This is a genomic window from Lunatimonas lonarensis, assembly GCF_000390185.1.
Classification (GTDB): Bacteria; Bacteroidota; Bacteroidia; order Cytophagales; family Cyclobacteriaceae; genus Lunatimonas; species Lunatimonas lonarensis.
The window spans coordinates 122,880-141,295 of record NZ_AQHR01000085.1; the positions used below are offsets into that span (position 1 = coordinate 122,880).

Annotated in this window: 19 protein-coding genes; 9 read left to right on the forward strand and 10 right to left on the reverse strand. The window is 46.8% G+C overall.

Features of this window, described 5'->3' with window-relative positions; translation table 11 throughout:
- Window positions 1-1,335: an ethanolamine permease gene (gene eat, locus ADIS_RS13245; protein ID WP_035805955.1), complete on the reverse strand. Its 1,335-nt coding sequence runs from the start codon at window positions 1,333-1,335 to the stop codon at window positions 1-3.
- A gap of 376 nt (window positions 1,336-1,711) precedes the next feature.
- Between eat and ADIS_RS13250 the strand changes: the two genes are divergently transcribed.
- Window positions 1,712-2,602 (forward strand): 3-hydroxyacyl-CoA dehydrogenase family protein, encoded by an 891-nt coding sequence (locus ADIS_RS13250; protein WP_035805958.1) that lies wholly within the window; start codon window positions 1,712-1,714, stop codon window positions 2,600-2,602.
- 8 nt (window positions 2,603-2,610) lie between these two features.
- On the forward strand, window positions 2,611-3,228 hold the full coding sequence (locus ADIS_RS13255; RefSeq protein WP_010855056.1) for a deoxynucleoside kinase: 618 nt from the start codon (window positions 2,611-2,613) through the stop codon (window positions 3,226-3,228).
- Between the two features lie 8 nt (window positions 3,229-3,236).
- On the opposite strand, the gene ADIS_RS13260 is transcribed toward ADIS_RS13255, so the two are convergent.
- The gene (locus ADIS_RS13260; RefSeq protein ID WP_010855057.1) at window positions 3,237-3,881 is read right to left on the reverse strand and encodes a DUF7255 family protein; all 645 of its coding nucleotides are present in this window, start codon (window positions 3,879-3,881) and stop codon (window positions 3,237-3,239) included.
- 451 nt (window positions 3,882-4,332) lie between these two features.
- Here ADIS_RS13260 and ADIS_RS13265 point away from each other — a divergent pair, with 451 nt between their 5' ends.
- The 4 genes from ADIS_RS13265 (at window position 4,333) to ADIS_RS13280 (ending at window position 8,833) form a co-directional block, all read left to right on the forward strand.
- Window positions 4,333-4,671, forward strand: coding sequence for a hypothetical protein (locus tag ADIS_RS13265; RefSeq protein ID WP_010855060.1), 339 nt, complete (start codon window positions 4,333-4,335; stop codon window positions 4,669-4,671).
- A 28-nt stretch (window positions 4,672-4,699) separates the two neighbouring features.
- The gene (gene ggt / locus ADIS_RS13270; RefSeq protein ID WP_238325431.1) at window positions 4,700-6,400 is read left to right on the forward strand and encodes a gamma-glutamyltransferase; all 1,701 of its coding nucleotides are present in this window, start codon (window positions 4,700-4,702) and stop codon (window positions 6,398-6,400) included.
- A 149-nt stretch (window positions 6,401-6,549) separates the two neighbouring features.
- On the forward strand, window positions 6,550-8,298 hold the full coding sequence (locus tag ADIS_RS13275) for an ABC transporter ATP-binding protein (protein ID WP_010855063.1): 1,749 nt from the start codon (window positions 6,550-6,552) through the stop codon (window positions 8,296-8,298).
- A gap of 97 nt (window positions 8,299-8,395) precedes the next feature.
- Window positions 8,396-8,833 carry a hypothetical protein gene (locus ADIS_RS13280; RefSeq protein ID WP_010855064.1) on the forward strand — a complete coding sequence of 146 codons (438 nt, stop codon included), beginning with the start codon at window positions 8,396-8,398 and terminating at the stop codon, window positions 8,831-8,833.
- A gap of 34 nt (window positions 8,834-8,867) precedes the next feature.
- Here ADIS_RS13280 and ADIS_RS13285 read toward each other — a convergent pair whose 3' ends face one another.
- The 4 genes from ADIS_RS13285 to ADIS_RS13300 form a co-directional block, all read right to left on the reverse strand.
- The gene (locus ADIS_RS13285; protein ID WP_010855065.1) at window positions 8,868-9,812 is read right to left on the reverse strand and encodes a DUF4097 family beta strand repeat-containing protein; all 945 of its coding nucleotides are present in this window, start codon (window positions 9,810-9,812) and stop codon (window positions 8,868-8,870) included.
- Complete coding sequence (locus ADIS_RS13290; protein WP_010855066.1) at window positions 9,805-10,188, reverse strand: TM2 domain-containing protein; 384 nt, start codon at window positions 10,186-10,188, stop codon at window positions 9,805-9,807. The genes ADIS_RS13285 and ADIS_RS13290 overlap by 8 nt, the downstream gene beginning before the upstream one ends.
- The gene (locus ADIS_RS13295) at window positions 10,160-10,465 is read right to left on the reverse strand and encodes a DUF2752 domain-containing protein (protein ID WP_035805961.1); all 306 of its coding nucleotides are present in this window, start codon (window positions 10,463-10,465) and stop codon (window positions 10,160-10,162) included. Before ADIS_RS13295 ends, ADIS_RS13290 begins: the two co-directional genes overlap by 29 nt.
- Window positions 10,466-10,598: 133 nt before the next feature.
- Window positions 10,599-11,681 carry an oxygenase MpaB family protein gene (locus tag ADIS_RS13300; RefSeq protein WP_035805964.1) on the reverse strand — a complete coding sequence of 361 codons (1,083 nt, stop codon included), beginning with the start codon at window positions 11,679-11,681 and terminating at the stop codon, window positions 10,599-10,601.
- 53 nt (window positions 11,682-11,734) lie between these two features.
- On the opposite strand from ADIS_RS13300, the gene ADIS_RS13305 reads away from it, so the two are divergent.
- Together ADIS_RS13305 and ADIS_RS13310 are read left to right on the forward strand one after the other, a co-directional pair.
- Entirely contained in the window at window positions 11,735-12,706 is a 972-nt protein-coding gene (locus ADIS_RS13305) for a TolB family protein (protein ID WP_238325432.1), read from the forward strand.
- Window positions 12,707-12,713: 7 nt separating this feature from the next.
- Window positions 12,714-13,700 carry a nucleoside hydrolase gene (locus tag ADIS_RS13310; RefSeq protein ID WP_155907445.1) on the forward strand — a complete coding sequence of 329 codons (987 nt, stop codon included), beginning with the start codon at window positions 12,714-12,716 and terminating at the stop codon, window positions 13,698-13,700.
- Between the two features lie 33 nt (window positions 13,701-13,733).
- Here ADIS_RS13310 and ADIS_RS13315 read toward each other — a convergent pair whose 3' ends face one another.
- The 4 genes from ADIS_RS13315 to ADIS_RS13330 all read right to left on the reverse strand — a co-directional run bounded on the left by ADIS_RS13315 (window position 13,734) and on the right by ADIS_RS13330 (window position 16,835).
- The gene (locus ADIS_RS13315) at window positions 13,734-14,126 is read right to left on the reverse strand and encodes a VOC family protein (protein ID WP_010855071.1); all 393 of its coding nucleotides are present in this window, start codon (window positions 14,124-14,126) and stop codon (window positions 13,734-13,736) included.
- Window positions 14,127-14,244: 118 nt separating this feature from the next.
- On the reverse strand, window positions 14,245-15,219 hold the full coding sequence (locus ADIS_RS13320) for an MlaD family protein (RefSeq protein ID WP_010855072.1): 975 nt from the start codon (window positions 15,217-15,219) through the stop codon (window positions 14,245-14,247).
- Between the two features lie 113 nt (window positions 15,220-15,332).
- Window positions 15,333-16,070, reverse strand: a complete 738-nt coding sequence (locus ADIS_RS13325) for an ABC transporter ATP-binding protein (RefSeq protein WP_010855073.1) — start codon at window positions 16,068-16,070, stop codon at window positions 15,333-15,335.
- Between the two features lie 6 nt (window positions 16,071-16,076).
- Entirely contained in the window at window positions 16,077-16,835 is a 759-nt protein-coding gene (locus ADIS_RS13330) for an MlaE family ABC transporter permease (protein WP_010855074.1), read from the reverse strand.
- Window positions 16,836-17,284: 449 nt separating this feature from the next.
- On the opposite strand from ADIS_RS13330, the gene ADIS_RS22370 reads away from it, so the two are divergent.
- Window positions 17,285-18,400 carry an acyltransferase family protein gene (locus tag ADIS_RS22370; RefSeq protein WP_010855075.1) on the forward strand — a complete coding sequence of 372 codons (1,116 nt, stop codon included), beginning with the start codon at window positions 17,285-17,287 and terminating at the stop codon, window positions 18,398-18,400.
- Window positions 18,401-18,416 lie beyond the last annotated feature (16 nt).

The following is an 18,416-nucleotide window of genomic DNA, read 5'->3' on the forward strand; positions in this document are numbered from 1 at the left end:
CTATTGATTATCCAGGTTTTTGTAAATAAATACTCGGAAGAATAGGTAAGCTCCTATCAGCATGGCAAAAAATATCACGGCCAACGCGAAATTATAGATGATCATGGCTATCAAAGAAATCACGGCAATGACCAATGCAGTGGCGGGAAATAGCGGGTACATGGGCACTTTAAAGGGTCTTTCCATATCAGGTTCCTTTTTGCGCAGCGCAAAGAAAGAGACCATGGACAGAATATACAATACCAACGCACCAAAAACGGCTATGGTAATAATCTCGCCGGTCTTTCCGGTGAGAAGGGCGATGATCCCTACCAGCATATTGAATATCAAGGCATTGGCAGGTGTTTTGAACCTACTGCTGACTTTACCAAAAGACTTGGGCGCATACCCTACCCTACCAAACTCGAAGGTAGAACGGCCGGCGGCCAGGATGATCCCATTAAACGACGCGACCAAACCAAACAACGCTATAAAGGTAAGCAATTGATAGAGGGAATGCTCGCTGCCCACGATCAATGCCATGGCCATTGGAAGCGGCGAATCGGAAGGCTCGGCACTCCCCTCCGGATAGACAACCGCCTCCCATCCCGCCACCCCAGCGGCGGCGGTAAAGGTCAGCACACACAGCACGATCAACGTAAGCAATGCCGTTCCAAACCCAATCAGGATGTTCTTTTGAGGATTGATCGTCTCTTCGGCTACGTTGGCCACTCCTTCTATCGCCAGAAAAAACCAAATGGCGAAGGGAATGGCAGCGACAATGCCCATTGCACCGTTGGGAAGTGCATTTTGGCTAAGATTACTGATCTCTACCTCTGGTAAGGCAACCGCAGCAAAAAGAATCAAACCACCCACCGCGACAATGGTGATGAATAGTTCAAAGGAAGCGGCAACTTGCAGGCCTGAAATATTCAATGCCGTAAAGATGAAATAGGCAAAAATCCCGATCCAAATCACATCCAATTGGGGGAAAAAGATGGAGAAGTAAGCACCGATGCCCGAAGCGATGGCAGGTGGCGCAAAAATAAACTCAATATTCTGCGCCATACCGGTTAAAAAGCCCAGGTGTCTCCCCAAGCCCCTTTCCGCATAGGCAAAAGCCCCTCCTGCCCTTGGAATCGCACAGGCCATTTCGGTATAGCTAAAAGTAAAGGTGATGTACATCAAGATGATGAAAGCGACAGCTATGGCAAGGCCCCAGGTACCTCCCTCTGCAAGACCCAGATTCCATCCAAAATAATTACCAGAAATAACATAGCCTACACCTAAACCCCATAACATGAAAGGGCCCAGCGTTTTCTTAAGTTGCTCATTAGTTGGTGCTTGTTGACTCATAGGTACAGGTAGACGAGTGGTGGTTGGTGAATGCTTTAAACCGAAACAATATCGACTAACCCCTCTTCATTTTCGTAGGGAATCAATAATTTCTTTGTTGATTTGCTAAATATATCAAAGAATGCAATACAAGTAGGTGCCTAGATGGAAGAAATTCTAAAAATTTGTTAACAACTCAGCCCCGTTGATTTACCACTATAAAGCTGACTTCTGCCGCCCTCTTAGGCAAATTCCAGCTAAACCCTGTAACTTCGTAAGAATATCAATTCAAAATCTGTATCAAACCAACCACAACACGCGTTTAACCAAGTTGGCTAACCTAGGTCACAGCCTCAAAGCAAATACGTTAATTTTACCAAAAGAAAGGAAAAAGGAGATGCAACACATTGCAGTCATTGGTGCAGGCACGATGGGAAATGGTATCGCGCATGTCTTTGCCCAGCAAGGGTTTGAAGTGGTGTTGGTTGACTTATCCGCCGAAAGGTTGGAAAAGGCGGTTCAGTCCATCGCACTGAACTTGGATAGACAGGTCAGAAAAGGGATCATTTCAGTAGAGGAAAAACCGGGGATACTGGCCAGAATTAACACATCTACCCACTTGGAAAATGGCACACGCGTTGCGGAACTGGTTGTTGAGGCTGCTTCTGAGGATTTCGCCATCAAGCGGGACCTTTTTCGGGAGCTGGACAGACTCTGCCCTCCTTCGGCTATTTTGGCCACCAACACATCCTCCCTATCGATCACCGCACTGGCCTCCTGTACAAAGCGTCCCGAGCAGGTGATAGGCATGCACTTTATGAATCCGGTACCCGTGATGAAGCTCGTAGAAGTCATTAGGGGCTACAGTACTTCGGATGAAGTTTGTTCTGCCGTCATGCAGCTAAGCAGACAGTTGGGAAAAGACCCCGTGGAGGTAAATGACTATCCCGGCTTCATCGCAAACCGTATTTTGATGCCAATGATCAATGAAGCAGTTTATGCGTTGTACGAAGGCGTGGCAGGAGTGGAAGAAATAGATACCGTGATGAGGACCGGCATGGCGCACCCCATGGGACCGCTCCAACTGGCCGATTTCATTGGACTGGATGTATGCCTATCCATTCTTAGGGTCTTGCAGCAGGGATTTGGCCATCCCAAATATGCCCCCTGCCCATTACTTGTCAATATGGTGGAAGCTGGGATGAAGGGAGTCAAATCAGGAGAGGGCTTCTACACCTACCAAAGAGGGTACAAAGATTTTGAAGTTTCCTCACGATTTAAATCTTAGAAAATTCGATGCATATAGCAGTAGCCGGAAACATTGGGTGCGGAAAGACCACCCTTACCACTAGACTTTCTAGACATTATGGCTGGAAAGCGGAGTTTGAGCCGGTGGAAAACAATCCCTACTTGGCAGATTTTTACCAAGATATGCCTACCTGGGCTTTTCATCTTCAGGTATTCTTCCTTCATAGCCGCTTTCGGCAGATGACCCGCATCATGCAGGACGCCGGAAGTACCGTACAGGATCGGACCATTTATGAGGATGCCCATATTTTTGCCGCAAACCTTCACCAAAACGGTATCTTAACCAATAGGGACTATCAAAATTACCGATCGCTTTATGATTCCATGATCGAGTACATTACCCCGCCTGATTTGTTGATCTACCTTCGGGCAGATATGGGCACCCTCGTTGCACAGATTGAAAAAAGAGGACGTGAATTTGAAAGGAGCATACGGATAGACTATCTAAAGAGTCTAAACCAACAATACGAAAAGTGGATTTCCGATTACGGCAAGAGCAAATTACTCGTTGTCGATGTGTCAAAACTGGACTTTGTGGGCAGACAGGAAGATTTTGCCTATATCGTAGAGGGTATTGATCGGGAGCTTTATGGGCTATTTAGGTAGAAAGATTTTTACGCTGTTTTTCTTACCAGCCAGTTGGCAATAAGCATACGGGTCTTTTCGTCTGGTCTTAACAATAACTGATCAACCTTCTTTAAGCTACCGCTTATTAACAGGGTTTCATAGCCAGAGATTCGGATCAACTTGTATCCCTGAAGGCGGGAAATAAGGTCGTACTGAAGATCGTTATACGCATTAAGTTTCCAGCCCGATGACCCGTTGCCAGAGAGATCTCCAGGCGGCTCGGCATTGCCAAAACATTGCGCAGCCAACGGAGGCCCATACCAAACACGTTCCTGCATGCCCGCCTGCAAGCATTGTCTTTCAAACTGCCGGCACAATCGCACATAGCTTCCTTGCCAGGGAAAATAAAAAGCACCATAAAGCCCCGTCTGTAAGGTTTCCAATCGATAGCGGTTGAAATGTACCTCATCGTCAAACACAAAAAGACAGCGGTCGATTTGGAAATCTAGGCGCAGCTGCCGAAGCTTTGGGGGATTGCCCAGCCCTCCGATTGAACGGTAACCCGCCTCCAAGAGACTTTCAGACGTGGTATCCCAAATAGAACCGGATACTTCGATCCTACAATCAGGCACATATTCTTGTCCCTTTGTATCCAAGGCCCGAAGAAGATGATTAACTTTTATTCGATGCACAGGCAGTAATTTTGACAGGATTCCCCACTTTTACGTGCGAAGTTAACGGAATCATGGGAGCCAGAAAAATAAAAATGCTAGTCAGCTTCCGAGCCTGCCGCATCGGACGGCGCCATCCGTTCCTTAAGGTTGCCTTTTGAACCGGGGAAAGTAGTTCTCGAAGCGATATCCCAACTCACAATTAATATTATTACCAAGAAGATAACACCCAACAGAAGAAATATCAATTTATTTTTATTCATTGCCTTGACTATGCTACTAGCTGCCCTTCCGTCTTAAACCCTACCTTCATAAAAAAGTTCATTCCGCAGAAGCATTTGGCAGAACCACCGCATTTTTTGAACCAATCGATTTTTTTAAGAACAAACTTACTTAATTTTACCACTTAGAACACGGGAGGCCTTTTATCCTATATGACAAGGCAGTCTTGCTCCGAAGAAACCAAATCGCCATGTTTAAGTACCTAGATAGAGAGAAGATTTTTCATTTTTTCGAAGAGGAGGAAATGGTATCCGAAATGCTGGGCTTAATTTTGGCGACGAACATACGAGAATTAAAGAACTTAAAATCAATCTACGATTCGGGAGACTACGAACGGCTACGTAAAACCTGCCACAAATCAAAACCAACCATGCTTTACCTGGGGTCTACGTATTTACGCGACGAACTGGAACAGGTAGAACGAAATATTCCCGAGAAATTCGAAGATTTATATCCTCCATTCCTTGATAAAATTGCTGAATTGGAGGCGGAAATCGGAGACTTTTTAAGAGAGATTTCCAACGAGTAACAGAATTTAAACCACTAACACAATACCTATGAAAGCGACTCTAACCGTACAAACGTTCACGTTGATGTTGGCCACCTTGTTGTGGTCATCCTGTTCTACCCAAGAAGATCAAGGCATAAGAGGTCTTATCTCAGAAAAAGCCATGGTCGTATCTGCCCACCCACTGGCGTCTGAAGTGGGCAAATCCATCTTGGAAAAAGGTGGCAATGCGGTGGATGCCGCCATAGCCGTTCATTTTGCCTTAGCTGTCGTATACCCAGAAGCCGGAAACATTGGCGGTGGTGGCTTTTTTGTGATTCGCCAAAACGATGCGTCGTACCACAGCTTGGACTTTAGGGAAAGAGGCCCCTTAAATTCCCACCCGGATATGTATCTCGATGAAAACGGAGAGGTGATCGACCGCCTAAGCCTGAAAGGTCATTTGGCCTCCGGTGTTCCTGGTGCCGTAGATGGGATGGTAAAAGCCTTTCAGAAGTTTGGCAGTCTAGCCTGGGAAGACCTCGTTCAGCCTTCCATCGAGTTAGCGGCCAAAGGGTTTGTTCTCACAGAGGACGAGGCCAATAAGTTTAATCGAGCCACGGAATTATTCCAACGCTATTCAACGGTCGATCCGGTTCAGTTCACCGGCAAAAGTTGGGAGGCAGGCGATACCCTCGTTCAATCCGAACTTGCCGAAACGCTAACACAGATACGCGATCACCAACGCGAAGGCTTTTATGCCGGACCGGTAGCGGATTACATCGTTGAGGAAATGCAACGGGGCGGTGGAATCATCAGCCACGAGGATCTTGCCAGCTATGAAAGCACCTGGCGGCAGCCACTGATAGGAGAATACAAAGGGCATAAGATCATTACGATGGGCCCACCCAGCAGCGGGGGGCTGATCATCCTTCAGATGTTGGGCACGATGAAGAATTTTGATGTTTCCAACAAAGGAGATCGTTATGCCGACTACCTGCATCTGAAAACGGAGATGGAGCGGCGTGTCTACGCAGATAGAGCCGCCTATATGGCCGATTCGGATTACTACCCAGTGCCTATTGAAGACTTGTTGAATGAAGAATACCTGAAAGAACGTTTTCTTTCCTTTAATCCCGAAAGGGCTACCCCCTCCGCCGAAGTTCAGGAAGGAAACCTATTGAGCATGAGTGAAGAAACCACCCATTTTTCGGTGGTAGACCCCATGGGCAATGCAGTGGCCTGCACAACTACGTTAAATGGTGGAATGGGCTCTTCGGTGGTGGTATCAGGGGCTGGTTTTGTTTTGAACAATGAAATGGATGATTTTTCCATCAAGCCCGGGCATCCAAACATGTTTGGCGTTTTGGGAGGTGAAGCCAACAAAGTGGAACCTGGCAAACGTATGTTAAGCTCCATGACGCCCACTATCCTTGAAAAAGACGGTGACCTCTACATGGTAGTGGGCACTCCCGGAGGTTCGACCATCCCTACATCCGTATTTCAAACCATTGTAAATGTCATCGAATTTGGCATGGGGATGCAGGAGGCTGTGAACGAAAAGCGCTTTCATAGTCAGTGGCAACCGGAAGTAATCTCTTACGAAAAAGGTGCGCTGACTGGAAATATCCAGGAAATCCTAGAAGCGAAAGGACATGAGTTGTCCGAGCGAAGCAGCATAGGAAGAGTGGACGCAATTCTCCGGCTGCCAGACGGCAGATGGGAAGCGGGGGCAGATCCAAGAGGAATGGATGCAGCGGCGGGCTTTTAGCCGCCGCTTCTTTTTGGCTGTGTGTGTTTAAACTGTCTAAGGGTGAACCAACCGCCGGTAATGGAAGATAGCAAAAAAAACGGAGGCATAAGGAACCAAAGCGCAGGTTTTGGCATTTACCTGAGGTCTAAAAGAATCCTGCATAACCCATGGCCAAGAAAAAACTTCCGGACCGAATTACCATCTCCAAGGTCTTCAAAACAATTGTCTGGCCACGACGGAGGCAGGTTTTTATAGGCTTGGGCTTGATCGTTGTCAGTAGACTCTCCGGCTTGGTATTGCCGTGGGCGTCCAAGTACTTGATGGACGACGTTATTCCTTCTTCAAACTTTGAACTGTTGCAATGGCTGATCGCAGCAGTAGCGGGTGCTGTTGTCATACAGTCCGTCAGCTCCTACGCACTTACCCAAATACTGAGCGTGGAGGCCCAGCATCTAATCTCCAAACTGCGCGCTCAAGTGCAGGCCCATATTATCAGGCTCCCGATCCGATTTTATGACACCGCCAAAACAGGTGAATTGGTCTCTAGGGTAATGACCGATGTAGAGGGTGTACGCAATCTGGTAGGTACCGGACTGGCGCAAATGGTCGGAGGCGTGTTGACTTCGCTTATCTGTTTGGTTTTGCTAATTTCCATTAGCCCCACACTCACAGCCTTCGTGCTGGTTCCGGTTGGCATATTTGGCTTGATTTCGATGAAAGCATTCGGAAAAATCAGGCCGATCTTCCGAGAACGTGGAAAACTCAACGCGGAGGTAACCGGTCGGCTTACCGAAACACTGGGTGGCATTCGGGTGATTAAGGGCTTTAACGCCGAAAATCAGGAAATCTCAATTTTTGAAGAAGGGGTAAACCGCCTTTTCTTAAACGTAAAAAGTAGCCTCACCACCACCAGTTTTGTCACGAGCGCGGCCACGCTCCTTTTGGGACTGGCCTCTGCCGGGATTATGGGTATAGGAGGCTATATGATCATGACCGAAACCCTTACCTTTGGTGATTTCCTCGCATTTACCCTGTTATTGGGATTCATGATTGCACCCATCTTGCAGATGAGCAACATTGGTAGCCAACTCACAGAGGCCTTTGCGGGACTTGATAGAACCGAGGAGCTAATGAATCAACCCCTTGAGACGGCGGATTCAGTAAGAACGATAGATATCGGCGGTATCAAGGGGGATATTCGCTTTGATAGGGTATCCTTTGCCTACGAGGCAGATCAACCCGTGGTCAAAGAGGTCAGTTTTCATGCACCTGCTGGCACGGTAACCGCGTTGGTAGGGAGCTCCGGATCCGGAAAAACCACGATCTCCGGATTGGTAGCCTCTTTTCTGAACCCTACTTCCGGTGAGATTACCGTGGATGGTCTGGATTTGCGACAAGTTAAACTGGAGAGCTATCGGAGCCAGCTAGGGGTTGTTTTGCAGGACGATTTCTTATTTGAGGGCACCATACGGCAAAACATCCTTTTTCCAAGACCGGATGCCGGAGATGAACTGCTTCACCAAGCGGTCAATGCTGCCTATGTAAATGAGTTTACCGAACGCTTTGAGCAAGGACTCGACACCCTGATCGGGGAAAGAGGGGTAAAGCTTTCCGGAGGACAACGCCAACGGATCGCCATCGCCCGGGCTATATTGGCAGACCCCAAGATCCTGATCCTCGACGAGGCGACAAGCAACCTGGATGCTGAAAGCGAACAATATATACAGGCGAGCCTAAAAGAACTCATGCGGGGAAGAACCACCTTTGTGATTGCCCACCGACTAAGTACCATCCGACAGGCAGATCAGATCCTCGTAATAGAGCAAGGGCGAATCGTGGAAAGAGGACGGCACGATGAATTGCTTGCCTTGGCAGGCAGGTATTTTCAACTTTACACTTACCAAGCAAGAATTTAGGCGATGCCTGCTGATTTTGGATAAAATAAAGGAAGCATAGTTTCCTGAATTTTGGATAAGTTAGGGTATGCGTTATCTCCTGAAATACAAATTACTTATGGCATTTTTCGTATTTGCCATCCTATCCGAATCCCTATTCGGGCAGGCACCCGGTGTGATGCCCCGCACAAAAACAGAATTCCTTCAGATTGCCAATGACCGGGATAGCCTGGTGGCACTTACCGAGCTTTTCTTTTTACGGCGGCGTGAAGGCAACATCGCCCTTACTGCGGCAGGTGGAACCATGGTGCTTTTGCCATTGGTCATGGCAGGATCCGCAATCGGTACCGGCCTTTCGGGAGGAAGTGATCCAACAGATAAATTGCAGGCAGCCGCGGTAGTGGGCGGCATGGTAATTTATGCAGGCCTGATCGTTGGGATCCGGAACAAAATCAAGTTTTCGCGCAATCGGCTCTATCAAGTGATGATCGACTATGACCCTGAAGTCGGCCTGCCGCCTCGGTTAAGATCAAAAACCTCACTCCCTCCTAGATAGGCATTCTTATCAGCTCTAAAGGCAAGCAAAACAATCACCGGCCAAGCAACTCCAGCTTGCCCGACTGTACGCTGCCCTTGATGGTATGTTCAGCCTGATTGTTAATTTGAAGGTCCTTGGATCCGCTTTCTTTTCCAATAGTTAAGTAACCACTGCCCACCGAAAAATCGTAATTGAATTCAGATAAGGATTGGCTTGCCCTCACTTTCATAAGGCCTGAGGATACCGAGAGGTGTGTGTCCTTTCCAATCCCTCCATCTTCTACCCGCAAATACCCGGAGGAAATGCTTAGGTCTCCCAACTCCTGTACTCTTTCTACCGTTGCTTTGCCCGATGTCATCGCCCCACTTACCAATCCAGCGACCTCTTTGATTTGAACACTACCACTTGAACCCTTAAAATACACATCTCCGGCCACTTCCCTGAGAATGCCCATACCTGAGGAAACCCGCATTTCCACATTTCCCGCGACACGCACGGCCTCCAATTTTCCGGAGGAGCAGGAAATCTTTAACGTAGTGCAATCCAAGTCCTGAAGCAGCATCTTTCCCGAGCTTACATCAAATTTCAACTCTTCTCCAGATACATTTGTCACTTCCACGACACCTGAGGAAGCCTCCAGGTCCAAACGAATCGTTTTGGGGCCCGTCAAGTGCACATGTCCCTTTGTTCTACCCGTCCAAAAAGACAACGGGCTATCATTGCCCGGCAAGAATACCTCCAATCGATTACCTTTGCGGCGGAAGCTGATACCCTCCGCGTTTGGTTGGGAAGATTCCAAATAGGCACTTGCCGATACGGACTTGGCCCCTTCATCACCTACATAACTTACTTCCAGGGCCCCTCCCCTGACGATGATCTCTTCGACCCCTTCAAAGGTATGTTCTTCGTCGGTGATTAGCTGGAGCGGCCTGAAGTCACATGCATACAGCGTAAGAACTGTAAACACAAAGCCAAAAATCGGGATCAGTCTACGCATCACCATTTCCTTTAAGATCCAGATCAAAGCCATTGGCCATAAGAGAGAGCGTCTCGTGGGCCACTTTTATATTGTATTCGTAGGCCAAACTCTTGTAATTTACCAAATCAACGATGGTACCAATAAAGCACAGCCCCAGGGTAAGCAAGTACAGTATCCCAAGACCTATCTGACCAAGAATAAACCGGTGGAGACCCGCAAAACCAAAAAAACCCAGTAGGGTAAGAATCAAAACCATTTGGCTGTCTTTTCTTCTCGCCCTGTATACCTGTGCGAACAGCGTCGCCTCCGCGTCGTTCATGTTTTTTAGAATACCCTGAATGTATCCCAATTCCATTCCTTCCAATTCAGGAAGGTATCTGAGTACGTTTGCCATTTTCTCTATTTTGTGTTGTTAGAAGTTTGATTATTTCAGCTATCCGAAGTCCAATTACCAATACCGCAAATCCTCCCAGGGGATGCATTTCCCAGCTTCGTCTCCAATCACCCACCAGAAGGTACTTCATAGACCTGCCAAGGCCACAGCCGGGACACCAGTCCAACCCCAGTCTATCGACGGGGCAAAGACTCGCATGCACCTCCGCATCCAATGGAATACATGCAACTGCCACTAACGCAAGAGGCCAGATATATAGGTCATAAGGAACTCGCATAACCGGATTTTGAAGGATCAAACACCAATTAAATGCCAAATGTAAAATACGTCAAAATAAGGCAGAAACAACGCCCAAGAGACAAAAGGCAGAAAAAAACGGACAGTTATTGATCGAAATCGGACAAAAACATCTAACCCATCCGAAGCTCCGGAATCGTGAGGCCAAGGGGTTGCCCATACTTCTTCGTTGTTTGTGCATCAAAAAACCTACGCATACCAGCATAGGTATCTAAATCCCCCGAGGGACCAAAAAAATTGGAATTAAAGATAAATCCATAAACAAGATCCGGAATTGGCACCCTACTTGAGATGCCTACCGCATCGGACAGTTGCGGACCCAAAAAGTACGCCACTATACCATCGATTACCTGCCTCGGCAATCTGTTTGGTAAGCTGTGCTGATAGAAAGCCAACAATTTCCTGGTAAGCAGTCTACCTGCCTCGCTTGGCCGTACATGCCGTTCCCTTATCCGCTTTTCCAGCCAGTAAGCTTGCTTCGCATTGTCCGGCCAATACCGGGTATCAACTCCATTGGCCATCCCAATGTACTTCCAATAATAAAGGATCGCCTCTACATCTTCGGAACAAGGTGCCAAGCCAAGCTTTGAAAAACCCCTCAAGACTATCAAGCTAAAGGCCAAATTCGTCCCCAAAAGGTCTTCCTGATTGATGGGCAGACCCCATGCGGGATCCCAGTCCTTTGCGTGTTTTTGTACAAAGTATCTGGAAAACGCATGAATGAGACGAACCTTTGCCGCGGTCAACAGGGTTTCGTTCTGTTCTAAAAAGGCAGCAGGCCGAAAAGCCTCTAAAACAAAATAAAATGTTTCATCCAGCCGCCGACCGGTATCCTCCACTATCCGCTTCGAACGTACCAGCACCTGTGCCCCATCGGCAAACGCATAGGTATACGGCAAAGCATAAAAACCCAACAAACTCAAGTATACCTTGGCTTTTTTCTCAAAAAAATACCGGGCACGAAGCATTTTTTCCGGTTCAGGATTTCCCAAGCTGTGGTAGTAGAATTCAAAAAAATCAGCCAGGGCGACCGGCATTCCAGGTGGTAACGACCCAGGCAAAACCTTCCATTGATTTATCTCCCCAGCCCAGTTAGGGTCACTTAAAAGTACCGAAACGGCACGGTCAGCCAATGGATCCTGCTTCGCTCTCAGAAGCTTAAGCGTTTGGTCAGAGTATAAATGCAGCTTATTCACCTGATTTCAACTTCTATTTTGTACTTTAGTTCAAAAATTAGAACTCGGAACAAATGTTTCTGCGAAAGTACACCTCTAACGTATCCAACCATTCAATTTCCACGTTTTCCGGAAAACCGATCCAGATACTCCTTTTTATTCTTCTGGCACTGCTGCTTCATGGAAGCGTCCACTCGCTGCGAGCCCAAGAAGCGTTCGACTTGATTTTGCTGGAAACCAAACCTTCCGGCATGGGGCTTCAAGTAGTGGCCGGCAGTGCCCAGCAGATAACCAACCGCGATGGCTATGACAACCAGCCCTATTTCATCAACAACAAACAAATCGCCTTTACATCAAGGGCAAAAAACGGCAGCAGCGATATCATCTTGTATAGCTTTGACACCAAAAAGTTCACCAATATGACCCGGACCAATGAGGTAAGCGAGTATTCGCCTGCCCTTACTTCGTGTGGAACCTATATTTCGGCCATCCGGGTAGAACAGGACGGAAAGCAACGACTTTGGCTTTATCCGATAAATTTTGGTGAACCAGCGCTTTTGTATGACAACATCAGTCCAGTTGGCTATTATGGCTGGTCGGGCGAGACTGCTGCACTTTCGGTGGTAGGCGAAGAAAAAAACAAACTAATTTTCCCGTACAGTAAGTCGGACATTCAACCAATTGCTTTTGATGTGGGCAGATGTGTACAGGCTAGACCGGGGAAAAAGGGGATTGGATTTATCGACTACAGCCAGGCTTCATCCACCGCCGAAGGAATTTCATATACACTAAAAGTCTATGACACAAAATCCCGGACCATCGAAAACCTAGGGTCTACCCTTCCCGGATCAGAGGATTTTTTGTGGTTGGACAAAAATCGGGTGATTATGGCCCGAGGCAAAGAGCTTTTTATACGTCATGTCAGACGTAAAGAAGGTTGGTATAAGTTTGCGGTGGTATCCGTGCCGGGGTATGGAGGGATAACGAGGATGGCGCTCAGTCCTCGAAAGGACAAGCTCATTTTAGTCATGGACCGACTTAACTAATTTCGGAATGGTAGGTACCCCGCGGTTTTCAGTGCAGTACTGCTTCTTCTTAGGGATGTTGTTCGTATGCTACCCTCTTCTCGCCCAACAATCCCGCGTGATATTGGATACCGATATGGACTCTGATGTAGACGATGTGGGTGCATTGGCGATGCTTCATACGTTGGCCGACCATGGAAGGATTGACCTGTTGGGGGTGATCGTTACCAGTGATGATCCATACGCACCTGCTTGCACCGACGCGCTAAACCAATATTTCGGCAGACCGAAAATCCCCATAGGTGTAGAAAAAGGCATCCAACTGACACCCATCTCAAGATATACCCAAGCTATTGCTGAGGAGTTTCCAAGCCGGATCAAAGACTATGAAGATGCCGACCATGCCGTTTGGCTTTATAGGAAACTTCTCTCGGAATCTCCTGACAGCAGTGTAATCGTGATTACCATCGGGCACCTAACCAATTTTGCCGCGTTGCTCCGATCCTCTCCGGATAGCCTCAGTTCCCTCTCGGGGGCCGATCTCGCCCATAAAAAGATCAAACTCTGGTCATGTATGGGCGGCATGTATCCAAAAGGTAAGGAGGCAAATTTCTATAGGCCGGATCCTGCTTCCACCGTATATGCAATAGAGAACTGGAAAGGTCGTGTAGTCTTTGCCGGTTGGGAACTCGGGAATGAAATTATCACAGGCGGATTTTTTCTGAAAACCTTCCTAGATGAATCCAGTCCTGTGTGGCGTTCCTATCAATTATACAATGATTTTTCGGGACGGCAAAGCTGGGATCAGGCATCCATACTATACGCGGTGTCGCCAAACAAGGGTTACTGGGATCTTGTCGATCGAGGACGCTGCATCGTGGCACCGGATGGGAGCAACCACTGGGATAGTAACTTACCCTCATCCCATGCCTATTTGGTCAAAAAGGCCGATCCTTCCGAAGTAGCCAAAATAATCGATGCGCTGATGGTTGGCATTTACCGGGACGGTTTTTAGATACCCATTCCCTCTCCCCGGATTAAAAGGGTATCAGGGATTAGGTAAAAGATGCTTGGCACGTTTGACCAACTGCAAGGCCAATCCCCAAGGGTCTCGGAGCATTATCAGGCGGCTTCCATCCGGAAGCGTATCATCTGATACTGCGGATGCACCTGCTGCCCTAAGACGGTCCGCATCTGCTGCAGGATCAGCAGAAACAAATGCCAAATGCAACTGCAACGGATCTAGGGATGGGAAATCGAGGTTGGATGCTTTGGTATTGCGATAGATTTCTATCATTACCTTTCCACTGTCATCCGCGAGAAAAATCATATGTGGAGGCTCCTCCATTTTTTTAACAACTACCAAACCCAAATTTTTCTCGTACCAGTCCGCCATGGCCATTGGATCTGCCACGTTTATTGCCATATGTTCTATTTTCATACTGTTTGCTTTTTTTTCCTCGAAGATACATGCGCCTATGACAAACTCCAATAGCCGTCGGTGTTTTTAGAACGAAGGCTTCAAGCCTATGTCGCCTAAAGGCAAAAGGTAAACCCAATCAATTATCCGATCGATTCCGACGTTCCTGGCGTCTGAAATACCGTCTAAAGAGGAAATTATGCTTTAAAGCCTCCATATTTTGATTGAAATTTTCCGTACTCAATTCGATATTCACCAGGGTATTGGCAAGGCTTTGCCTGGCGGCACTATCAGTAAGGAACATACCGGCGGCACCCTCTCCATCCTCTACTTTTTGGAGAATTTCGCTGATATCTTCCATTAGACGTACTGCCTGTTCACTGCCCAACTGAAACTGCCCCAAGGTTTCCTCTACATTGCCCACCATTACCGTATCCGTAAATAGCCGGTTAACCAATCCGTCTCCAGCTTCCAGTGTTTGCAAAAAAGACCTGCCCACCCGGGCGATTTCCCTTGATTGGCGTCCAACCTCCCGAAAGGAGGCTACCGATTCCCGCAGGTCGTTGGTCAAAACAGAATCCGCCAGTAGTTCCCAAAGTGCATTGCTATCTGCAAGTCTATCACTTACAAGGGCCAAATTGGAAAGCGTATGGGCCAGGTAGTCACTACTCTCGTCCAGTTTTCCAAGCAAATTATCCATATCTGTGCCCGGTCGGGCATACAGTGTGTCACCTTCCTCGATTGTTCGGGCCTCTCCCTCTACTGGCATAATCAACAGTAACTTGTTTCCCATAAGGCCATCGGTCGAAATACTCGTATACGAATTCATCTGGATGAAATGCTTCATCCGCTCCCTGACAAAGGCCCTGACATGGATTTTTCCATCGTCCGCCATTTCAACAGACCGAACCGTGCCAATATTCATACCCTTATACCGTACATTATTCCCCGCCATCAAGCCGGAAACATCCTCCACTACCGATACGATTGTGATCGAAGAACCAAAAATATTTTGATTTTTGCCGATCATGTACAGTGTAAGAACGAGAAAAAGGAGGCCCGCTATCACCAATGCTCCTAATTTTGCGTTTGCAATTTTATAATTTGTACTCATTTGAATAGATTTAATAATCCTATAAAAACCGATAGCCCCTATTTCCCATCATAAATTCTCCCAACCTAGCTCACCATTTATTCCTTCAGGTGGTGGGAGGATAACACGCCAAGCTAATCGAAGAAACTCCGTATTCTTGGATCCTTTGATTGTATTAAGTTGTCGTAGGTGTCATCTGCATAGCACCTCCCGTCCAATAGCATCACTACCCGATTGGAGGTCAGCCTGATGCAATTCAGATCATGGGAAATAATTACTGCTGCGGTCTTGTATTTCTGCTGTACTTTGACAATCAGTTCACTGATTTCCCGTGAGGTAATGGGATCCAAGCCGGTAGTAGGCTCGTCATAGAGTATCACCTTTGGGCGTAAAATGAGGGTTCTAGCAAGTGCCACCCGCTTTTTCATGCCGCCCGACAACTCAGCCGGCATCATATGAAGTGTGTGCGCCAATCCAACATCCTCCAGCGCTTCACGGACGGCCTGCTCCGCTCTTTGATCCCGATCGACACGGGACCAGTGCCTTCGTAATGGAAAGAGCAGATTTTGCCTGACGGTCATCGAGTCGTATAGGGCGTTGCTCTGAAACAAAAACCCTACATCTGCCCTCAATCGATCTAGTTCATCCTGATCAAGCAAACCCATATCTTTCCCGAGTACAACGATTTTGCCGGAATCCGGTCTAATCAGGTTGATAATACATTTAATAAGAACAGATTTTCCAGAGCCGGACTTTCCCAATACCACCAAGTTTTCCCCTTCGTACACTTTCAGGTTAAAATCCCTGAGGACATGGTTCTCCCCAAATGACTTAAACAGGTCGCTTACGGTAATTACTTCTGCTTTCTCCATGGCCTTTCAGGTTAACCCTAGCAAATCGGTGATTTGAACGGCAATCAAGTCCACAATAAAAACCAGAAGGGATGCGACAATTACAGCGGTGGTGGCAGACCTGCCCACCCCCTCCGTTCCCCGCTGGGAGTGATAGCCCTTATAACAGCCAACTAAACCAATCACAAAACCAAAGAAAAAAGTCTTCACCAAGGAGGGCAATACATCACCAAAGGAAAGCGCCTTGAATACCTGAAACCAATACAGGTTCCAACTAACATCACCCCGAATATTCACACCTAAGTATCCTCCATACAACGAAATGGCATTTGCTACGCTGGACAAAACCGGAACCATCAAGGTAGCGGCCATCACCCGGGTCACTACCAGGTATTTGAAGGGATTGGTACCGGATACCTCCATGGCATCAATTTGTTCGGTTACCCGCATAGACCCCAGTTCCGCACCGATTCCCGAACCGATTTTCCCGGCACAGATCAGGGCAGTGATCACCGGAGCAATTTCACGGATCAACGAAACAGAGACCATTGCCGGCAACATCGCTTCGGCACCAAATTCAACCAGGGTAGGCCTGGACTGAATGGTCAATACCAACCCCATAATAAAGGCAGTAATACCAACCAGGGTAAGGGATTTATAACCAATCCAAAAACACTGGTTTATAAACTCAATGTACTCCTGCTTCGGTTTGAAGAGTTCCCGGAAAAACCGCGCCGTAAACCGGGCCAATTCGCCGACCTCTGTAAAAAACAGACTATTTTTCATAGACAAGCATTTTAGGGACTGGGAAAACCATGTAGCGAATATCGCCAATTTTTATTTTTTAAGCCTGACATATCATCCCCTGAAAAGATGATAAAAGTCATTAAATGGCCAAAAATCAACCTATCCCAGACGCATTTGATCGACCGTTGTTGTTGGAAACACCCCCGTCCAACTTTCGTTGCTTGGCCGGATCGGTGTTCCAGGCATGAAGAAAGAAATGCAACGAACCAATAAACTATCAAAAAATAATTGAATCTAATCAAAAAAACGCATTTGGTAACTCGAATTTCCTGTCGGATTATGTTATTTTTACGCACATTAGTAATGAATTCGCATGTCCATTTCGAAATCGTTTCCGTTGTTTTTCAAACAATGAGCAGATTACTTAAACGACTTTTTAGAAAGCAAAGAAAAAACGTTGGTGATGCAGGGCCAACAAAGAAAACAACATGATAACTACCCCCACCACCCGGTTAAGAGAGCTTGATTTTCTAAGAGGAGTAGCCATAATCCTCGTTTTGTTTCGCCACAAATACCTTTTCCAGCCTCTGATGAATATGGGATGGATAGGCGTAGATTTATTTTTTACCCTAAGTGGATTTTTAGTGTCTGGATTGCTTTTTAAGGAGTATAAAAAATACGGGACCATAAACGCAAAACGATTCCTAATTCGGCGAGGGTTTAAGATTTACCCAATTTATTACCTGTCTTTCCCGGTATACATAGCACCCATTGTATTGGCAGAAGAATTCTGGTTAACCGGGTTTTTGGCCGATGTCTTTTTCCTACAGAACTACCTAGTCGGCTGGGGATACTCAAATGCTGCTACGTGGTCTTTGGCAGTAGAGGAACATTTTTATATTGGAATATCCTTTTTTTTCTGGCTAGTTATTTATATCAAAACAAAAAAACCTAAATTTTATGTAAATAAGCTTTCGAGATTTCTGAAGCCCGAAAACCTGCTGGTCGCCACGCTAATAACCTGCTTTATCTTACGAGTAGCGAGCAACCTATTGTTCCCTGAACAACCTATCAGAAACACAACCATGACTCATTTGAGGATTGATTCACTCCTTGTAGGTGTCTACATTTCCTACCTCTTGCAATTCAAAAGACAGACGATAAAGGGATTTTTCGAAAAAAACAAGGTAAAACTTCTGTTCGTGTCCTTTTTGTTTCTAGTATGGACCCCTTTCCTTGACCCCATTTCGTCTCTGTTTGTAAAGACAATCGGGTTTGCCATGCTTTATGTCTCCTTTGGCTTTTTACTGCTGTTTTTCATACTTGATGCACAAATAAACCCAACACTGGACAGACTTGTTGGACGCCATACCGTGAATATAGTGAGTAAAATAGGGTATTGTTCGTACTCTATTTACATCATACATATCATCATCAACTTTAATTCGTACAAGATCTTTGGAAAGCTAAACATTCCCTATAACCACTACATCGACTTTTTGATTGCCGCCTCAGCAGCTGTAGTCGCGGGCATGTTGATGACTTACTATATCGAAGAATACTTTTTGGGAATAAGGAACAAATATTTTCCCGCCAAAGGGTGACCCGGGGAGAGGCCTT